A 17,897-nucleotide genomic window follows, 5' to 3' on the forward strand; every position below is an offset into this window, starting at 1 on the left:
TCGATTCTGGAAAAAGAAAGAAATGCGGAAACTTGTAGCGGCTGTCGCCGCAATCACTGTGGTCCTGGGGGTGATCTTCTGGTTCTACCGCCCCACCACTTCCGGCGACTGGGCGGCATGGGTCCAGACCGTGGGCGTGCTGGTGGCCGTTGTCTATGCGGTGCGGCTGCAGAAGGTGGCCGCCAAGCAGAGCCAGCGCCAGGGCCGGCAGGTCGCGGCGATCTTCGCCGGCAACATGCACTGGGTCTTCCGGGAGCTCGATGATGCTTGCGTCAAGCGAAGCTGGCCCGACTACATCGTGCATCGGCGCATCCTGGGCGAAATCCTGGCGCAGGGCCGTGAAGTGACGCTCCAACTGCTGGGCGGCCGCTCGCTCGCGATGGTGAGCAGCCTGCGCACCATCGCCGTCGAGGCGCTGGAGTTGACCGAAGGGCACACCGCCACCGGCAACTGGATGCAGCTCCAGCTCTATTTCGATCGGCGCCTGCCGAGCATCGCCGCCTGGCTGTCCGCCACCGGCAATCCGCCCGAGAGCAGCGGCCCCACCGACTACGCCGGTTTGCGCACGTCCTTCGGGCACATGGGCAAGCACTAAGGCGCGACGCGCATGAGGGCGAAGCTCGAGCGCAGGCTCGCGTAGAGCGCCTGGAATCGCCCATGGCGGGCGCTGTGGTCATCCCGGTGCGTCGGCGCCGGCTCGAATCGCTGCCGCACTCGCGGTGGCCGGCAGACCTCCGCTTCCGACCCGCCATCCGCCAGCCAGGCCAACCGGGCCGCGCCCAGCGCGCCGCCGGCCTCCGCGCCTTCGCTGGCCGCGAGCGGCACTTCGAGGATGTCGGCCAGCAACTGTGCCCACCAGGCGCTGCGCGCGCCGCCGCCCACCAGCATCAGGTCACCGGCTGGCGCCGCGAGGGTGTCCAGCCCGTCGCGCAGCCCGAAACTCACCCCTTCCACCACCGCGTAGGCCATGTCGGCCGGACCGTGCGCGTGCGTCAAGCCGAAGAGCACGCCCTGCGCCCGGGCATCGTTGTGCGGCGAGCGCTCGCCGGAAAGATAGGGCAGGAACAGCGGCGCGTGACGGCGCCCGTCGGCGCTCAGCCCGGCCGCCGCGGCGAGCAGGGCGGCCTCGTCGCCCAGGCCGAAGGCGCGCGCGGCCCAGCTGATGGCGCTGGAGGCCGAGAGCATCACCGACATCTGGTGCCAGCGGCCGGGCAGGGCATGGCAGAAGGCGTGCACCGCGCGTTCCGGGTTCGGCTCGAAGTGCTCGCCGCACACGAAGATGACGCCGGATGTGCCCAGCGACACGAAGCCCTGGCCCGCGTCCACGAGTCCCATGCCGACGGCGCTGGAGGCGTTGTCGCCGCCGCCGCCGGCGATGGGCACGTCCGGGCGCAGACCCCAGCGCCGCGCCAGCTCGGGCTTGAGGCGGCCCGCGACGGCGCTGCCTTCGACCAGGCGCGGCATGTGCGAGCGCGCGAGTCCGCAGGCCGCGAGCAGTTCGTCCGACCAGTCCCGCGCACCCACGTCCAGCCACAGCGTGCCCGACGCATCCGACATGTCGCTCGCCAGCTCGCCGCTCAGCATGAAGCGCAGCCAGTCCTTGGGCAGCAGGACCTGCGCCGTGCGGGCGAAGAGCGCGGGTTCGTGTTCGCGCATCCAGAGCAGCTTGGGCGCGGTGAAGCCCGGCATGGCGAGGTTGCCGGCGATGGCGGCCAGGCGCGGGACGCGCGCCGTCAGCTCGTTGCACTGGGCGGCGCTGCGGCCGTCGTTCCAGAGGATGGCGGGGCGAAGCACCTCGCCCGCCGCATCGAGCGCGACCGCGCCGTGCATCTGGCCCGACAGGCCGATGGCGCGGACGGCGGACAGCGCGGCGCGATGGCCCTGCCGCAGTGCCGCCATCACGGCATCGACGGCGTCCCACCACTGCGACGGCGCCTGCTCGGACCACAGCGGCGCGGGCCGGCTGACGGTGAGCGGCGCCCGGGCGATGTCGACGATGCGGTGGTCGTCGCCCAGCAGCAGGGCCTTCAGCTCGGAGGTGCCGAGGTCGAGTCCCAGGTACATGTCAGCGCCTTTGGTCGGCGACACCGGCGCCGAAGCGGCTGTCGCTCTGGCGCCGGAATTCGGTCGGCGTCATGCCCTTGATTTCCAGGAAGCGGCGGTTGAAATTGGCCACGTTGTTGAAGCCGACCTGATAGCAGATGTCGGTCACGTAGTGGTCGGTCTGCATCAGCAGGTGGCAGGCACTGTTGATGCGCACGCGATTCACGAAATCGGTGAAGCTGTTGCCGGTGGAGCGCTTGAAGAAGCGGCTGAAGCGGCTTTCACTCATGCCCAGTTCGGCGGCGATATCGGCCATGACGATGGGGTCGGCCAGGTTGGCGGCGATGCGGTTGACGATGACGTTGATCTGGTCGACCTCGGCATCGCCTTCCATGCCCTGCATCTGGACATTCGACAGCAGCCGGTAGTCGGTGCATTGCGCCAGGTCGGCCAAGTAGTCCAGGAACAGCGCGAGGCGGCGCAGCCCATGCGCTGCCTTGACGGCATCCCAGTGCGCCATGGCGCGATCGGCGAGGCCGAAGAACTCGACCCCGTGCTTCGCCCGTTCGAGCAGCTGCAAGGCATCGCGCAGCTCGGGGATGTCGCAAGCCGCGCGTTCGATCGGCTCGTGCCGGAACTGGATCACGCGGTCGCGGCCGGCCGAGCCGCCCTCGGGTACGTCGAGCGAGATCCAGTTGTGCGGCAGGCGCGGTCCGCACAGCACGAGATGGCCGGGCTGGAACGGGCCGATCCAGTCGCCGACAAAGGCCTTGCCGGACGTCTCCGTGATGAGGTGCAGCTCGTATTCCTCGTGGAAATGCCAGCGCACCAGGGGGCTCGGAAAACCGTGCGCCAGGCAGCGCACGAGCCCCGTTTCCTCGGGGGGCTCGTAGCCGAGCGAGGGCGAGCGCGTGATATCGCGCTCCAGCTCGGGTTCGCGGTGGCGCGGGAGGTGGCGTTGGCGCACCGATGTCATGCGGGGATCCTGGTCACGGGGCTTCAGCTCATGACGTTACCACCGTCGACATTGAGCGTCTGCGCCGTGATGTAGCGCGCTTCGTCACTGGCGAGGAACACGGCCGCGTCGGCGATGTCGGCCGGCGTTCCCATGCGGCCGAGCGGGACGGCCGCGCCGACCTGGCGCTTCTTCTCGCCGGGCTGGAGCCCCTCGTACTTCGCGAACAGCGAGTCGACATGGCCCCACATCGGCGTATCGACCACCCCGGGCGCGATGCCGTTGACGCGGATGCCGTGCGGCGCCATCGCGAGCGCCGCGCTCTGCGTGTAGCTGATGACGGCCGCCTTGGTGGCGCAGTAGTGCGACACCAGCGCCTCGCCGCGCCGGCCGGCCTGCGAGGCCATGTTGATGACCGAGCCGCCCTGGACGCCGGCGTCGATCATGTGCCGCAGCACGCTCTGCATGACGAAGAACATGCCCTTGACGTTGACCGCGAACAGACGGTCGAAGGAGCCCTCGTCGCTCTCCAGCAGCGGCGCCATGTCGAACAGCGCGGCGTTGTTGACCAGCGTATGGATCGGGCCGTTCGCGGCCCGCGCGGCCTCGACCAGGCGCGCGATCGAGGCTGTGTCGGCGATGTCCGCGGGCAGATAGACCACGCGCGACGGATGCTCCCGCTGGAGCTGGACGACGCCGTCGGAGGGCGTGCGCGCGATGTCGACCAGCGTGCAGCGCGCGCCCTCGGTCAGGCAGGCCTTGGCGATGGCCAGTCCGATGCCGCCGCCCGCGCCGGTCACCAGCACGTGGCGTTGTGCAAGACGATCTGTCATATCCCGGTTCCTTCCACGAATTTCCTGACCCGCGCGCCGGCGGCGCGCACCGCGTCGACCAGGCGCGCGTCGCCGGCCGCGTCGCCCCACAGCGTCCTGTCCGAACAGAGCGCCGCGACCGGATCCGCCGCGTCGCAGATGGCGTGCGCCACGGCCTCGTCCATGCCCTGGTCCTGGTAGGCATAGGGCAGGGCCCCGTGGTGCCAGCGCTGGAGGAAGGCCAGGAACAGGGCCGGCAGCATGGCCACGCTGTCGATGCTCTCGCCGCGCGACAGGCGCTCGCGCACCGTCGGCGCGATGAAGCCCGGAATCTTAGAGAACCCGTCCATCGCCACGCGCTGGTTGGTATCGCGGATGGCGGGGTTGCCGAAGCGTTCCAGCACGACGTCCCGGTAGGCCGGCAGGTCCACCGGGCTCGGCCGCCCGGGCAGGTCCAGGCAGGGGATGACGTCGTCGGTCACGTAGTCGTAGGCCATCCGCCGGATCAGCGGGTCCTGCGTGCCTTCGTGGATGTAGTTCAGCCCGATCAGGGTGCCGGCCCAGGCGATGCAGCTGTGGCTGGCGTTGAGGATGCGGATCTTGGCCTCTTCATAGGGCTGCACCGAATCGACCAGCTGCACGCCGACGCGCCCCCAGTCGGGCCGCCCGTTGATGAAGTCGTCCTCGATCACCCACTGGATGAAGCTCTCGCCCGTGATCGGCGCCGCGTCGTCCCAGCCGGTCGCCGCCAGCACGCGCGCGCGCAGCTCGGGCGGCGGCCGCGGCGTGATGCGGTCGACCATCGCGTTCGGGCTGGTCGTGTGGGTGCGCACCCACTCGAGAAGATCGGGCTCGCCGGCCAGTCCGATGAACTCCAGCAGCCCCTTGCGGAAGCGTTCCCCGTTGTGGCGCAGGTTGTCGCAGTTCAGCAGCGTCACGTCACCGCCATCGGCCGCGCGGCGTGCGCGCAGGATCGCGCAGAGGGCGCCGTAGATCGTCGTGCCCGCCTCGCCCTTGCGCGCGCGCGCAAGGTCCGCGGCGATGTCGGGGGCGGTGGTGTCCAGCCGGTCCTTCGGGTCGAGGTAATAGCCGGCCTCGGTCACGGTAAAGGAGATCACCCGCGTGCGCGGATCGGCCCCGTGCGCGATCACGGCGGCGAGCGTCGCGTCGTAGGCAAGGACCTCGCGGATCGCGTCGATGCGCTGATAGCGGTAGGCGCCGGCGGGCGAAACGGTCTCCAGCGTGTAGCGGCCGCCCTGGGCGCGCAGCGCGGCTTCGACCTCGGCCATGTCGGGCCGCAGGTTGGCGCCGGTCAGCGACCAGCGCGTGTCGCCGGCGTCGATCAGCGCCTGCAGGTACACCGCCTGGTGGGCGCGGTGGAAGGATCCGAGCCCAAGATGCAGCACGACAGATTCGGAGGGATTGGATGAGGCCATGGCAAGACAAGGCTCAGGCGGCGAGCGCGCGGCCTTCCCGGTTGAAGAAATGAAGAACGGACGGGTCGAGTTCGACGCTCACGTCGTCGCCGGCCTGCAGCGTCGTGCGATCGTTCTGGCGCGCGACCAGCGGCACGCCGCCGACGTCGATGTGGATCAGGGTGTCGGAGCCCAGCGCCTCGATCAGCTCCACGCGCGCCGGCGCGCCGGCACCTTGCCGGGGATGCACGCGCAGCGCTTCGGGCCGCACGCCGAGGAAGCCGTCAGCGGGCAGCCGGCCGCCGGTCTGCTCCGAGAAGCTCGGTATCGCGCGCGCATTCACCATGTTCATCGAGGGCATGCCGATGAACTGCGCGACGAACTGGTTGGCCGGGTGGTCGTACAGGTCCATCGGCGTGCCGACCTGCTCGATCAGCCCATCGCGCAGCACCACCACGCGGTCCGCGAGCGTCATGGCTTCGACCTGGTCGTGCGTCACATAGATGCTCGTCGCGCCCAGCGCGCGGTGCAGCTTGTGGATCTCCACGCGCGTGTTGCCGCGCAGGGCCGCGTCGAGATTGGAGAGCGGCTCGTCGAAGAGGAACACCTTGGGCGCCCGCACGATCGCGCGGCCGATGGCCACGCGCTGCCGCTGGCCGCCCGACAGCTCCTTGGGCGTGCGCTCCAGGTACTGCGTCAGGTTGAGCGTCTTGGCTGCGTATTCGACCTTGGACTTGATCACGTCCTTCGACACTTTCGCCAGCTTGAGCGCGAAGGACATGTTGTCGTACACGCTCATGTGCGGATAGAGCGCATAGCTCTGGAACACCATCGCCAAGTCCCGCTTGCCCGAGGGCGTGTTCGTGATGTCCTTGCCGTCGAGCGTCAGCTTTCCGCTGGTGATGGGCTCGAGCCCGGCGATCAGGCGCAGCAGCGTCGACTTGCCGCAGCCGGAGGGCCCGACGAAGACGATGAACTCGCCCTTGTCGATCTCCAGGTTCACGCCCTTGATGACCTGGACGTCGCCGAAGGTCTTCTTGATGTTGTCGAGTTGAAGATAAGCCATCAGAAAACTCCTTGATATGAGCGGGCAAGCGAAGCGAAGCCCCTTCCTGAAACGCCGCGGATCCGGCTTCGCCGGTCCGCCGGCGTTGCCCCCTGGAGGGGGGAGGCGGCTACACGAAGCGAGCAAGCAACGGGGGTGGTCTTCATTTCACCGCGCCGAAGGTGAGGCCCTGCACGAGCTGCTTCTGGCTGAACCAGCCGAACACCACGATGGGCGCGATGGCCATCAGCGAGGCGGCGGAGAGCTTGGCCCAGAAGAGGCCTTCGGGACTCGAATAGGAGGCCATCAGCGTGGCCAGCGTGCCGGCCTTGGCGGAACTCAGGTTGAGCGCCCAGAAGGCCTCGTTCCAGCTCAGCACCAGGCACAGCAGGCCGGTGGATGCGAGCCCGCCGACGGACAGCGGCAGCACCACGTGGCGGAACTCGGTCCACAGGTTCGCGCCATCCATGCGCGCGGCTTCGAGGATCTCGTTCGGTATGTCCTTGTAGCTGCTGTAGAGCATCCACACCATGATCGGCAGGTTGGACAGCGTGAAGACCACGGTGAGCGCCGTGCGCGTGTCGAGCAGGCCCGCGGTCTGCGCGAGCACGTAGATCGGCACCAGCGCGCCGACGGCCGGCATCATCTTGGTCGAGAGCATCCACATCAGGATGTCGCGCGTGCGCCTGGTGCGGAAGAAGGCCATCGAATATGCGGCCGGCGCGGCGATGAGCAGCCCGATGATGGTCGAGCCCACGCTCGTGATGAGGGAGTTCTTCGCATAGAGCAGGTAGTCGCTGCGCCGCTGGACCTCCGTGAAGTTGTCCAGCGTGGGCTCGAAGATGAAGAGCGGCGGCACATGGATCGCCTGCAGCTCCGTCTTGAACGAGGTCAGCACCAGCCAGCCCAGCGGAAAGAAGATCAGCAGCGTGGCGGCCCAGGCACAGACGGTGCGCAGCGCCGTGAAGAGGAAGTTGGATTGCATGCCGAGCCCTCAGTCCAGGTTCTTGCCGATGATGCGGATCAGGAATGCGGCCACGATGTTGGCCAGCACCACCGCGAAGAGCGCGCCCGCGCAGGCCACGCCGACGTCGAAGTTCATCAGCGACTGCTTGAAGATCATGTAGGTGAGGTTGGTGCTCGCGTTGCCCGGCCCGCCATTGGTCGTGACGGCGATCTCGGCGAACACGGAGAGCAGAAAGATCATCTCGATCATGATCACCACCGCCATCGGCCGGCCCAGGTGGGGCAGGGTGAGGTAGATGAAGCGCTGCAAGGCGCTCGCGCCGTCCATGCGGGCGGCTTCCATCTGCTCGCGGTCGAGCGACTGCAGCGAGGTGATGAAGATCAGGCAGGCGAAGGGCAGCCATTGCCAGGCCACCATGATGATCACCGACAGCAGCGGCACGTCGGTCAGCCAGTCGATCGGCTCCGCGCCGAAGAAGCGCCACAGGTCCGCGAGCACGCCGTAGATGGGGTTCATCATCATGTGCTTCCACAGCAGCGCGTTCACAGTGGGCATGACGAAGAAAGGCGAGATCAGCAGCACGCGCACGATGCCGCGCCCGGGGAAGGGCTCGTTGACCAGCAGCGCGAGCAGGACGCCGAACACCACCGTGATGACGATCACGCTGCCGATCAGGAGGAGGGTGTTCCACACCGCGGGCCAGAAGTCCGGATCGGTGATGAAGTAGCGGAAGTTCTCCAGGCCCGAGAAGGTGTGTTCGCCGGGCTGCATCAGGTTGTAGTTGACGAACGAGAAGTAGATCGTCATCACCAACGGAACGATCATCCAGAGGACGAGCGTGAGCACGGCCGGCGCCATCAGCGCCCGAGGCAACAAGCGGTTCATAGACAGATCCCCATGGCGTTGTTCTGAGCTGCCGCGGACCCGGGTCGGCCGGTCCGCTGGCAGTGCCCTCCCCGGGGGGAGTGCGAAGCTGCACGAAGCGCGTGCAGCGTGGGGGCTACTTGTAGTACCCGCCCTTCTTCATTTCACGCTCCGCCGCCGTCTGCGAAGTCTTCAGCGCCTCGTCGACCGTGACCTTGCCGGCCAGCGCCGCGCTCATCTGCTGGCCCACGGCGACGCCGATCGCCTGGAATTCAGGAATCGCCGCGTATTGCACGCCCACATACGGCGACTTCGGCAGCGTGCTGTCGGTGAGGTTGGCTGAGTCGATCGCCTTCTTCTCGGCGGCGGCGAACTTCGCCACCTTCTGGAATTCCGGGTTCGCATAGGTCGACTTGCGCGTTCCCGTGGGCACGGAGGCCCAGCCTTGCTCCTTGGCCACCAGATTGATGTAGTCCTTGGAGGTCGCCCACTTCACGAAGGTCTGAGCGGCCTCTGACTTGGTCGAACTCGAAGGGATGGCCAGGTTCCACGACCACAGCCAGTTGGCGCCCTTGGGCGTGACGGCGACCGGCGCCGGGGCGAAGGCCACCTTGTCGGCCACCTTCGACTGCTTCGGGTCGCTGATGAAGGAGGCCGCGATCGTCGCGTCGACCCACATGCCGCACTTGCCTTCGTTGAAGAGCGCCAGGTTCTCGTTGAAGCTGTTGGCCGAGGCGCCGGGTGGGCCGTAGGCCTTCATGAGGTCGACGTAGAAGGTGATCGCGTCTTTCCAGGGCTTGGTGTCGATCTGCGGCTTCCAGCTCATGTCGAACCACTGGCCGCCGTAGGTGTTGACCAGGGTGGTGAGAAAGGCCATGTTGTCGCCCCAGCCGGGCTTGCCGCGCAGGCACATGCCGTAGACACCCGCCTTCGGGTCGTGGATCTTGCCGGCGAGCTCCTTGATCTGTGTCCACGTCGGCTGCTCGGGCATCTTGAAGCCGACCTTGTCGGCCAGGTCCTTGCGGTACATGAGCATCGAGCTCTCGCCGTAGAAGGGCGCGGCGTAGAGCTTGCCTTCGTAGGAAAGGCCGTCGCGGATGGCGGGCAGCAGGTCGTCGGCGTCGTAGGCGGCGTCCGTGGCGATGGGCTGTAGCCAGCCTTTCTTCGACCAGATCGGCGCTTCGTACAGGCCGATGGTCATCACGTCGAACTGGCCGCCCTTGGTCGCGATGTCGGTGGTGACGCGCTGGCGCAGCGTGCCTTCCTCGAGCGTGACCCACTTGAGCTTGATGTCGGGGTAGGCCTTCTCGAAGAAGGGCGTGAGCTTCTGCATCTCGATCATGTGACCGTTGTTCACGGTGGCGATGACGAGCTCCGTCGCGGCGTGGGCCAGGCCCGCGCTCGCGATAGCGAGCACCAGGCCCGCCTTCAGAAAACGCTTCATGAATGTCTCCTTTGTGGTCGACGACAGGCTGGTCGCCGTGGCCGGATTCTGGAGACTCCGCGTTGCGGGTTTGGTACTTGGATTGCCTGCTTCGATACTTGGATGCACCGGTTGATCGGTGACTTCCCTAATTCAGGCAATTCAAGATGTGTTCTATTCGGCCTCGCGATTCGTCGCGCGCCCCGTCAAGACGGCCGGAGCGCCCAGCGGTCGAGCACCTCCACGATCGTCCGGGCTTGCGCGGGTGCCGCGCCCTGGATCGCCGAGGGTGTGCGCGAGAAGCGCGGCGCCGGTGCCGGATGCATCGCGCCGTCCACATCGACGAACGCATCGCGGGCCGCGTTGTGCGGATGCATGGGGGCTTCGCTGAGCGCGAGCACCGGCGCGAAGCAGGCATCGCTGCCTTCCAGCAGCGCGGTCCATTCATCCCTGCCGCGCGTGCGGAAGATGCGATCGAGCTCGGCGCGCAGTGCGGGCCAACGCTGCCTGTCGTGCTGCGCGTCGCGCAGCGAGGGCTCGACGCCCAGGCGCTCGCACAGCTCGGCGAAGAAGTGCGGCTCGATCGGCCCGATGCTCACGTGCCTGTGGTCCGCGGTTTCATACACGCCGTAGTAGGGCGCGCCGCCATCCAGCATGTTGGCGCCGCGCTGCTCCGAGAAGGTGCCGCGCATCGCACCGGTCCGGAAGAGGCTCATCAGCGAGTGCACGCCGTCCGTGATGGCGGCATCGACGACCTGGCCTCGACCCGACCGCCGGCTTTCATGAAGCGCCGCGAGGATGCCGACGACCAGGTAGAGGCTGCCGCCGCCGTAGTCGCCCACCAGGTTGAGCGGCGGCACCGGCGCGCCCGCGGCGGGTCCGATGGCGTGCAATGCCCCGGTCAGCGCGATGTAGTTGATGTCATGGCCGGCGGCCTGCGCGAGCGGGCCTTGCTGGCCCCATCCCGTCATGCGGCCGTAGATCAGTCTCGGATTGCGCGTCGCCACGTCGCCGGGTCCGAGGCCCAGGCGCTCCATCACGCCCGGCCGGAAGCCCTCGACGAGCACGTCCGCCTCGTCGATCAGCCGCAGGACTTCCTCGCGCGATGCGGGATTCTTCAGGTCGGCCAGCACGACGGTGCGGCCCCGGCCGGTGATGTCCGCGCGGTCGCCCGGCTTCCTGCCCGCGCGCTCCACCGCGATGACGTCGGCGCCCATGTCCGACAGCAGCATGCAGGCGAAGGGACCGGGGCCGAGGCCGGCGAATTCGACGACGCGCAGGCCGGCCAGGGGGCCGCGAGCTTCGGTGTTCGGGTTCATGGCTTTGGACTCAGGCACAGCGCCACTGGAGCAGGGAGAACGGCGGTTGCGCGTCCGCGTGATGCTCGAACACGCCTTCCACCTCCGCGCCGATCCGCACATCCTGCATCGGGTCGCCCAGCAGATTGCCGACCATGCGCGTGCCGCCCGCATGAGGCAACTCCACCAGCACGACCAGATAGGCGCCCCGGTCCTTGAGCGCCGCGTGCGCCGGATGCCAGACCCGCTCCCAGCTGTAGATGCGCCCGCGCGGCGCGACGTCTTCCCAGGCCGGGTCGAAGTCGTGACAGCGGTGGCACAGCCATTCGGGGCCGAACTGCCAGGCGCCGCAGCGCGCGCAGTGCTGCACGCGCAGCCGGCCTTGGCGCAGGCCCGTCCAGTAGGGCTCGGAGAGCCCATCCGCCTCGGGCTCCGGGATGGGCAGGCCCGGCGGCAGGTAGCGCGGGGTCGATTCGTCGTTCACAGCACGGCCTCCGATGCCAGCAGTAGGTTGCTCACCGGCGTGACCATCGGCCCGCCGATGACGAGCGCCACGTCGTTGCGCACGGCCTGGCTGGTCGAGGTGCCTCGCACCTGCCGGACGGCCTCCAGCACCAGTTCGAAGCCATGCATGTAGCACTCGGCCAGATTGCCGCCGCTCGTGTTCAGCGGCAGGCGCCCCGAAGGCGCGCTCAGGTTCTCGAGCGTGAGGAACTCGTTCGCCTCCTCGGGCTTGAAGAATCCGTGCTCCGCCAGCGCCATCACCACGCCGCCGGTGAAGTTCTCGTAGCTCTGCACCACACCGACGTCGGCGGGCGAGATCCCGGCCATCGCATACAGCTCGGGCGCCACCGTCTCGAAGCTCGCGCTGCCGTAGGCCGGCGCGTTGTGCGCGATGGCGCCGGCGCGATAGCCCGAGCCCATCGCCGCGCCGAGCACGTAGGCCGGCTTGTGCGCGAAATCCTTGGCGCGCCCGGCGGAGACGAGGACGATGGCGGCCGCGCCGTCGTTCTCCATGCAGCAGTCGAAGAGGTGAAACGGCTCCGCGATCCAGCGCGACGCGTCGTACTTCGCAACGTCGAGCGGCTTGCCATGCATCACGGCGCGCGGATTGGCCTGCGCGTGGTGGTACGAAGCCATGGCGATCGCGCGCAGCGCTTCCTGCTTCACGCCGTGATCGTGCATGAAGCGGCGCACGCGCATCGCGAAGCGCTGCGGTGGCGAGAGCACGCCGTAGGGCATCAGGTAGGCTTTCTCGCCGGCGATGGTGTCGATGCCCGCCACCTGCCCGAAGCGCCCGTGCTGCCCCTGCGCCAGCGCGCGGAAGACGACCACGCAGTCGGCCAGCCCCGCGGCGATGGAGGCCGCGCCGTTCGCTACCGCGGCGCAGCAGCCGCCGCCGCCGCCGCCCCACTGCATCGTCGCGCTGCGCAGTCGCCGGATGCCGAGCGCCGCGGCCAGCCGAGAGGGCTCGCTGCGGTCGTCGCTGTACGACGAGAACCCGTCGATCTCGCGCGGATCGAGCCCCGCGTCCTCGCAGGCGGCAAGAATCGCCTTCAGCGCGAGCTTGAACTCCGCGTCCGGCGACTGCCCGTGGCGGAAGTACCCGGTCTCGCCGATGCCGGCCACCGCCACACGGCCTCTGAGCGAGCGCGCTGTCATGCGGGGATGTCGGCGGCCTCGTGCCGCGCGCTCGGTGGGCCGAACGCGCCGGCGTCTTCCAGTGCGGCCAGGCGCTCCTCGTCGTAGCCGAGGCTTTCGCGCAGGACCTCCCTCGTGTGCTGCCCGACCGTCGGCGCCGCGATGGGATCGGCGATCGGCGTGCCCGAATAGCGGATCGGCAGCGCCATGTTGGGCACCCAGCCTACGGTCGGATGCGGGATGCGCGTGACCAGCCGGCGCTCGCGCGCCTCGGGCGAACGGATCGCCTCGCCCACCGAGCGCACCTCGCCGCAGGGCACGCCCGCGGCGCGCATGCGGGCCTGCCAATGCGACCAGGGCTGGTGCGCAAAGGCCTCGCCCAGCAGCGCGAACAATTCCTCCCGCCGCTGCGTGCGCTCGCGGCCGGTGGCGAAGGCCGGGTCGTTCGCCACGTCGGGACGCTCGATCACCTGCGACATCAGCCGCTGGAAGATCTTGTTGTTGCCGCAGTTGATGTAGAACGACCTGTCACGCGCCTCGAACACGCCCGACGGACAGGTGTCCGGGCTGGTGTTGCCGTGCCGCTGCGGCTCCGCGCCGCTGAAGACATGCTGCAGCGCGGCATAGCCCGTCATCAGCACGGCATTGTCGAACAGCGCCACCTCGACCGCCTGTCCGCGCCCGGTGCGCTCGCGCGCCACCAGCGCGCCGAGGATCGCATTGGAAGCCATCATCGCGGTGCTGATGTCCATGACGGGCGACAAGGCGCGCACGCCCTGTCGATCCGCATAGCCGTTCATCGAGACGAAGCCGCTCTCGGCCTGCGCGATCGGATCGAAGCCGAGCCTGTCGGCGAACGCGCCTTCGCGGCCATAGGCCGACACCGAGCAATAGATGAGTTCCGGATTTCGCCGGCGGCAGCTTTCGTAGTCGAGACCGAAGCGCTCCATCACGCCGGTCGAGAAGTTCTCGACCACCACGTCGGCCGTGGCGACGAGTTCGCGCGCCACTTCCATCCCCTGCGGCGTCTTGAGATCGAGGGCCACGCTGCGCTTGTTGCGGTTCGACCAGAGGAAGGGCGCTCCCTGCGCAAGCCCGGGATGCACCGGCGGGTACTGCCGGAAGTCGTCGCCGCGGCCCGGCGCCTCGATCTTGATGACGTCGGCGCCCATGTCGGCCAGCATCATGGTCGCGAACGGCCCGGCGATGAAGTGGGTGAAATCGACCACCTTGATGCCCGCCAGCGCCTGGGGCGCATTGGCGGGTCGAGGTCGGTGTTCGGGGAAGTCGGTTTCCAGGTTCTCGAGCATGGACTGTCCTTACATCTGGATGTTGGCTTTGCGAACGACGGGGCCCCATTGGGCCGTCTCGTCCTTGATGAGCTTCTCGAGTTCCTCGGGTGTGCTGCTGCGCGCCTCGACATTGCGCTCGCCGAACATCTTGCGCAGCTCGGGGCGCGCGACCGCGGTCGCGACCGCCGCATGGAGCTTGGCGACCACGTCGGCGGGCGTGTCCCTGGGTGCCAGGACACCGAACCAGGCCGAACTCCTGAAGCCCGGAACCTCATCCGCGATGGCGGGCAGGCCGGGAACGGTGTCGGTGGGCCTGGGCGTCGCCACGGCGAGATAGCGCACCTTGCCCGAGTTGACGAGCGTGGCGCCATCGAGGCCGGTGACGAAGGCCGCCTGGAGCTGTCCGCCGGCGAAGGCCGTCATCATCGGTGCCCCGCCGTTGTAGGGAATGTGCTGCATGCGCGTGCCGGCGGCCTGGTTGAAATACTCGGCCGTGAGGTGCGACAGCGAACCATTGCCGACCGAACCGATGTTCAACGCGTTGCCGCTGCTCCTGGCGTAGGCGAGGAATTCCTTCATCGTCTTCGCCGGGCTGTCCGCCGGGACGGCGAGGATCATCGGCGTGATGGCCACCGTCGAGATCGGGCGCAGGTCCTTGAACTGGTCGTAGGGCACCTTGCGCATCAGCGCCACCACCGCATTCGGGCCGGTGTTGCCGAAGACCAGGGTATAGCCGTCCGGTGCGGCCTTGGCCACGTAGTCCACGCCGATGGTCCCGCCGGCGCCCGGCTTGTTCTCGACAATGACCTGCTGGCCGAGCGTCTCGCTCATCGACTGCTGGATCGCGCGCGCGAGCTGGTCGGTGCTGCCGCCCGCCGCGTACGGGACGATGATGCGGATCGGCTTGGTCGGATAGCCCTGCGCGAAGGCCGGCAGGGCGAGCGAAAGGCAGGCGGCGCACAGCAGGGCGCGCCGTGTGGCGAGAGCTTGTTTCATGGGGGGTCTCCTTGTCTTGTCGAATGGATGAATGGATGGCTCAGGCGCCGAGGACGGTCGACCAGTAGCTGCGGGCGCGGTCCATGTGGCGCAGGATCAGCAACTGGGCCTTCGCCGCGTCACGGTTCCTGATGTGCTGCAACAGCAGTCGGTGGTCGCGCAGCGAGGCCTTGCCCTGCGCCGGGTCCTCGAACATCGCTTCGCGGCGGCGGCCGGTGAATCGATAGAAGGCGTTGAGCACGCGCACCAGCACCGAGTTGTGCGTCGCGTCCGCCAGGGCGATGTGGAAGTCGGTGTCGGCCGCGGCGATGTTCCCGCCTTGCGCGAGGACTTCGTCGGTGCGGCGCAGTACGGCCTCCATGCGCTCCAGGTCGGCCTCGATGCGGCGCTTGCAGGCCAGACCCGCCGCAAGCACTTCGAGATGGGCGCGCACCTCCATCGTCTCCGCGACCTCGGTGGGCGTGGGCGTGGCGCCCATGTCGGTGAGCATCACCAGCGCCTCGAAACTGCTCTCGCGCTCGACGTGCCGCAGATAGATGCCCGAGTGGGGACGCGATTCGACGATGCGCAGCGTCACCAGCGTCGCGAGCGCCTCGCGCACCGCGTTGCGGCCGACACCCAGCCGCTCGGCGAGGTCGCGTTCGGAAGGCAGGCGGTCGCCGGGCTGCAGGCGGCGGTCCCGCAGATAGGCCAGGATGCCCGCGATCACGCCGTTGCCGGCGCTGTCGTGCGATTCGCCGGCCGGTTCGAGCTTCGTCGTCATGGGTCCGCATCCGTGTCAGAGATCGAGCACCAGCGTCTTCGAACGCGAGCCGGAGCAGCAGATCATCATCGCGTCGTTCGCCTGCTTTTCCTCGTCGCTGAGGAAGTCGTCGCGGTGGTCGGGCTCGCCGGCGAGAACCTGCGTGCGGCAGGTCCCGCACACGCCCGCCGTGCAGGCGTAAGACACGTCGATCGAGTGGTCGAGCAGCGTGTCGAGGATCGTCTTGCCGGGGGCCACCGTCAGCCGCGCGCCGCTGCGGTTCAGAACCACTTCATAGCCGCCTTCGGTCGCGGCCTCGCTGCCGGCGGCGAAGCGCTCGAAATGCACCGTGTGCGGCGGTCGCGATGCGCAGGCGGCAATGAAGGCGTCGATCATGCGGCTCGGGCCGCAGCAGTAGAGATGGCAGTCGGGCGGCGCGTCGCGCACGATCGTGGCGATGTCGAGCCGGGCGACACGCGAGGAGCCGAAGCAGAAGTCGACCTCGCCGCTTTCGCCTTCCATGCCGCGCAGTTCATCCAGATAGGCCGTCTCCCGCGGCGAACGGCTGGCGTAGTGCAGGCGCCAGCGGCGAGAGAGCGCGTCGAGCCGGCGCAGCATCGACATGATGGGCGTGATGCCGATCCCGCCGGCAATGAAGACCGACTGCCGCGCATCCTCGACCAGCGGAAAGTCGTTGCCCGGCGCGCTGGCGCGCATGACGTCGCCGACGCGCGGTGACGAGTGCATCCACATCGAGCCGCCATGGCCTTCGCTGTCGCGCTGGACGGCGATCACGTAGCGCGATCGGTCCGCCGGCGCATTCACGAGCGAGTAGCTGCGCACCATGTCGTGCGCGAGGTGCAGGTCGATGTGCGAGCCGGCGCTGAACGCCGGCAGGGTCTGGTCCGCGGTCGGGACGAATTCATAGGAGGCGATGCCGTCCGCCTCCAGCCGTATCTGCTTCAGGCGGAGGTCGATCAGGGGCTTGTTCATGGGTGGCGCCGGGTCCCGGGCTCAGGGCGTGTAGCCGAAGTCGGCGCCGAGCCGTGCCGTCATCAGGTCACGGCCCGACTCGCTCCACGACTCTCCTGCCGGAACGGTGAGCGAAACGGCGCGCACCATCGTCAGGTCCGGGTCCTCGATGCGCGGCGGCCGCTGTTCCCGCAACGAGAGGTTGCGCACGGTTTCCAGCAGCAGCCGGCGCGTCATCGCGATGCCGGTATCGCTCATGCCGAGGTGCTCCTTCGAGCGGTCGTAGATCGGTGCCACGCCGGACTGGCAGGCCGCGTCCTGCACCCAGAGCCCGGGCAGCCCCGAGAACCAGGTCTTGGTCTGCGCGTCGTAGTTGAAGAGAAACGCGCTCTGCGGGTTGAACCGGGTCCAGTACCTGGCGTAGGGCTCGGTCGCGGGGCGGGGCGCATAGGCGTTCGCGCTCGGGTGCCCGGTCTCCCGGCCGGCGTGGCCGTTGTCGAAGAGCTTTCGTGTCTTCTCGTAGAACTTCTGCGTCGGGTGGTACGAGAACATGATGCACAGCGTGTTGTTGTCGTCCAGCGGCACCCACGCATGGCCGCTGAGCTCCGGGTATCGCGACTGCGGCGGCACCAGCGTGTAGAACGGCAGCAGGAACTGATTGACGCGCCAGTAGTGCGTGTTCTCGTCGAGGACGCGGCGCGACGCCACGCTCATGCCGAAATCCTGGCGCTTGCACTCGAAGGTGGGCCGGAGATCCTTCTTGGCCACCCAGTCGCTGATGGCGCCCTGGGAGTCGATGCGACCATGCAGGATGGGGGCGTGGGCCGAGTCGATCTCGCCTTCGACGGCCTGCAGCCAGTTGCATTCCTGCACCCGGAAGCTCACGTAGACATTTTCCTGCGGAACCAGGTTCCATTCGACATTCGGCAGCGGCGGCGGGCTCTCGCGGTCCGGGCCCATGTAGGTCCACACGATGCCGTTGCGTTCGCGGCAAGGGTAGTTCTTGATGCTCACCGTGTCTTTCAGGCGGCTCTGCGGCGGCTCGGCGGGCGTGTCGACGACGCGGCCTTCGGTGTCGAACTTCCATCCGTGATAGATGCAGCGCACGCCGCAGTTCTCGTTGCGGCCGAAGACCAGCGGCGCGCCCCGGTGCGGACAGGCGTGGTCGATCAGGCCGACGCGGTTCTCGCTGTCGCGGAAGGCCAGGAGTTCTTCGCCGAGCAGGCGCACGCGCTGGGGCTGGCCATCGGCTTCGAGATCGCGGGAGGGGAGGAAGGGAATCCAGTAGAGGCGCATCAACCGCCCCATCGCGGCGTCGGGGCCGACGCGAACAAGAGTTTCGTTGTCTTCGTGCGAGAGCATGGCGGCAGAATTCCTTGTAGGGCTGGGACACGGAAAGCGACGTGTCCACTTTGGTGGGCCAGATTGGTAG

General features: G+C 68.2%; 17 protein-coding genes. 1 reads left to right on the forward strand and 16 read right to left on the reverse strand.

What is annotated here, in order from left to right; translation table 11 throughout:
* The first annotated feature begins 22 nt into the window (after nucleotides 1–22).
* Complete coding sequence (locus tag AC1DNF_RS01065; protein WP_478146665.1) at nucleotides 23–595, forward strand: hypothetical protein; 573 nt, start codon at nucleotides 23–25, stop codon at nucleotides 593–595.
* On the opposite strand, the gene xylB is transcribed toward AC1DNF_RS01065, so the two are convergent.
* The 16 genes from xylB to AC1DNF_RS01145 form a co-directional block, all read right to left on the reverse strand.
* Complete coding sequence (gene xylB / locus AC1DNF_RS01070) at nucleotides 592–2,064, reverse strand: xylulokinase (protein ID WP_478146666.1); 1,473 nt, start codon at nucleotides 2,062–2,064, stop codon at nucleotides 592–594. The two genes, AC1DNF_RS01065 and xylB, sit on opposite strands and share 4 nt — an antisense overlap.
* Nucleotide 2,065: 1 nt before the next feature.
* The gene (locus AC1DNF_RS01075; protein WP_478146667.1) at nucleotides 2,066–3,019 is read right to left on the reverse strand and encodes an AraC family transcriptional regulator; all 954 of its coding nucleotides are present in this window, start codon (nucleotides 3,017–3,019) and stop codon (nucleotides 2,066–2,068) included.
* Between the two features lie 23 nt (nucleotides 3,020–3,042).
* Entirely contained in the window at nucleotides 3,043–3,831 is a 789-nt protein-coding gene (locus tag AC1DNF_RS01080; RefSeq protein ID WP_478146668.1) for an L-iditol 2-dehydrogenase, read from the reverse strand.
* Nucleotides 3,828–5,246 carry a D-arabinitol 4-dehydrogenase gene (gene dalD / locus AC1DNF_RS01085; protein ID WP_478146669.1) on the reverse strand — a complete coding sequence of 473 codons (1,419 nt, stop codon included), beginning with the start codon at nucleotides 5,244–5,246 and terminating at the stop codon, nucleotides 3,828–3,830. Before dalD ends, AC1DNF_RS01080 begins: the two co-directional genes overlap by 4 nt.
* A gap of 13 nt (nucleotides 5,247–5,259) precedes the next feature.
* The gene (locus AC1DNF_RS01090) at nucleotides 5,260–6,291 is read right to left on the reverse strand and encodes an ABC transporter ATP-binding protein (RefSeq protein WP_478146670.1); all 1,032 of its coding nucleotides are present in this window, start codon (nucleotides 6,289–6,291) and stop codon (nucleotides 5,260–5,262) included.
* Between the two features lie 142 nt (nucleotides 6,292–6,433).
* Complete coding sequence (locus AC1DNF_RS01095; RefSeq protein ID WP_478146671.1) at nucleotides 6,434–7,255, reverse strand: carbohydrate ABC transporter permease; 822 nt, start codon at nucleotides 7,253–7,255, stop codon at nucleotides 6,434–6,436.
* A 9-nt stretch (nucleotides 7,256–7,264) separates the two neighbouring features.
* Complete coding sequence (locus AC1DNF_RS01100) at nucleotides 7,265–8,122, reverse strand: carbohydrate ABC transporter permease (protein ID WP_478146672.1); 858 nt, start codon at nucleotides 8,120–8,122, stop codon at nucleotides 7,265–7,267.
* A gap of 115 nt (nucleotides 8,123–8,237) precedes the next feature.
* Nucleotides 8,238–9,545, reverse strand: a complete 1,308-nt coding sequence (locus tag AC1DNF_RS01105; RefSeq protein ID WP_478146673.1) for an ABC transporter substrate-binding protein — start codon at nucleotides 9,543–9,545, stop codon at nucleotides 8,238–8,240.
* Between the two features lie 185 nt (nucleotides 9,546–9,730).
* Nucleotides 9,731–10,843 (reverse strand): CaiB/BaiF CoA transferase family protein, encoded by a 1,113-nt coding sequence (locus AC1DNF_RS01110; protein WP_478146674.1) that lies wholly within the window; start codon nucleotides 10,841–10,843, stop codon nucleotides 9,731–9,733.
* 10 nt (nucleotides 10,844–10,853) lie between these two features.
* Entirely contained in the window at nucleotides 10,854–11,306 is a 453-nt protein-coding gene (locus AC1DNF_RS01115; protein WP_478146675.1) for a Zn-ribbon domain-containing OB-fold protein, read from the reverse strand.
* Nucleotides 11,303–12,484 (reverse strand): thiolase C-terminal domain-containing protein, encoded by a 1,182-nt coding sequence (locus tag AC1DNF_RS01120; RefSeq protein ID WP_478146676.1) that lies wholly within the window; start codon nucleotides 12,482–12,484, stop codon nucleotides 11,303–11,305. The genes AC1DNF_RS01115 and AC1DNF_RS01120 overlap by 4 nt, the downstream gene beginning before the upstream one ends.
* Nucleotides 12,481–13,773 carry a CaiB/BaiF CoA transferase family protein gene (locus AC1DNF_RS01125; protein WP_478146677.1) on the reverse strand — a complete coding sequence of 431 codons (1,293 nt, stop codon included), beginning with the start codon at nucleotides 13,771–13,773 and terminating at the stop codon, nucleotides 12,481–12,483. The genes AC1DNF_RS01120 and AC1DNF_RS01125 overlap by 4 nt, the downstream gene beginning before the upstream one ends.
* Before the next feature lie 9 nt (nucleotides 13,774–13,782).
* A complete protein-coding gene (locus tag AC1DNF_RS01130) occupies nucleotides 13,783–14,751 on the reverse strand; it encodes a Bug family tripartite tricarboxylate transporter substrate binding protein (protein ID WP_478146678.1) in 969 nt (322 codons plus the stop codon).
* Nucleotides 14,752–14,791: 40 nt separating this feature from the next.
* A complete protein-coding gene (locus AC1DNF_RS01135) occupies nucleotides 14,792–15,514 on the reverse strand; it encodes a FadR/GntR family transcriptional regulator (RefSeq protein ID WP_478146679.1) in 723 nt (240 codons plus the stop codon).
* Nucleotides 15,515–15,529: 15 nt separating this feature from the next.
* Nucleotides 15,530–16,486 carry a PDR/VanB family oxidoreductase gene (locus AC1DNF_RS01140; protein WP_478146680.1) on the reverse strand — a complete coding sequence of 319 codons (957 nt, stop codon included), beginning with the start codon at nucleotides 16,484–16,486 and terminating at the stop codon, nucleotides 15,530–15,532.
* Nucleotides 16,487–16,507: 21 nt separating this feature from the next.
* On the reverse strand, nucleotides 16,508–17,827 hold the full coding sequence (locus AC1DNF_RS01145) for a Rieske 2Fe-2S domain-containing protein (RefSeq protein WP_478146681.1): 1,320 nt from the start codon (nucleotides 17,825–17,827) through the stop codon (nucleotides 16,508–16,510).
* Between the last annotated feature and the right edge of the window lie 70 nt (nucleotides 17,828–17,897).

The sequence above is a fragment of the Variovorax sp. 01T432 genome (assembly GCF_056398605.1).

Coding starts and splice junctions, on each gene's coding strand:
- AC1DNF_RS01105 (WP_478146673.1), bottom strand. CDS start 9,545: ATGAAGCGTTTTCTGAAGGCGGGCCTGGTGCTCGCTATCGCGAGCGCG.
- AC1DNF_RS01075 (WP_478146667.1), bottom strand. CDS start 3,019: ATGACATCGGTGCGCCAACGCCACCTCCCGCGCCACCGCGAACCCGAG.
- AC1DNF_RS01140 (WP_478146680.1), bottom strand. CDS start 16,486: ATGAACAAGCCCCTGATCGACCTCCGCCTGAAGCAGATACGGCTGGAG.
- AC1DNF_RS01125 (WP_478146677.1), bottom strand. CDS start 13,773: ATGCTCGAGAACCTGGAAACCGACTTCCCCGAACACCGACCTCGACCC.
- AC1DNF_RS01110 (WP_478146674.1), bottom strand. CDS start 10,843: ATGAACCCGAACACCGAAGCTCGCGGCCCCCTGGCCGGCCTGCGCGTC.
- xylB (WP_478146666.1), bottom strand. CDS start 2,064: ATGTACCTGGGACTCGACCTCGGCACCTCCGAGCTGAAGGCCCTGCTG.
- dalD (WP_478146669.1), bottom strand. CDS start 5,246: ATGGCCTCATCCAATCCCTCCGAATCTGTCGTGCTGCATCTTGGGCTC.
- AC1DNF_RS01135 (WP_478146679.1), bottom strand. CDS start 15,514: ATGACGACGAAGCTCGAACCGGCCGGCGAATCGCACGACAGCGCCGGC.
- AC1DNF_RS01090 (WP_478146670.1), bottom strand. CDS start 6,291: ATGGCTTATCTTCAACTCGACAACATCAAGAAGACCTTCGGCGACGTC.
- AC1DNF_RS01100 (WP_478146672.1), bottom strand. CDS start 8,122: ATGAACCGCTTGTTGCCTCGGGCGCTGATGGCGCCGGCCGTGCTCACG.
- AC1DNF_RS01145 (WP_478146681.1), bottom strand. CDS start 17,827: ATGCTCTCGCACGAAGACAACGAAACTCTTGTTCGCGTCGGCCCCGAC.
- AC1DNF_RS01130 (WP_478146678.1), bottom strand. CDS start 14,751: ATGAAACAAGCTCTCGCCACACGGCGCGCCCTGCTGTGCGCCGCCTGC.
- AC1DNF_RS01095 (WP_478146671.1), bottom strand. CDS start 7,255: ATGCAATCCAACTTCCTCTTCACGGCGCTGCGCACCGTCTGTGCCTGG.
- AC1DNF_RS01065 (WP_478146665.1), top strand. CDS start 23: ATGCGGAAACTTGTAGCGGCTGTCGCCGCAATCACTGTGGTCCTGGGG.
- AC1DNF_RS01080 (WP_478146668.1), bottom strand. CDS start 3,831: ATGACAGATCGTCTTGCACAACGCCACGTGCTGGTGACCGGCGCGGGC.
- AC1DNF_RS01120 (WP_478146676.1), bottom strand. CDS start 12,484: ATGACAGCGCGCTCGCTCAGAGGCCGTGTGGCGGTGGCCGGCATCGGC.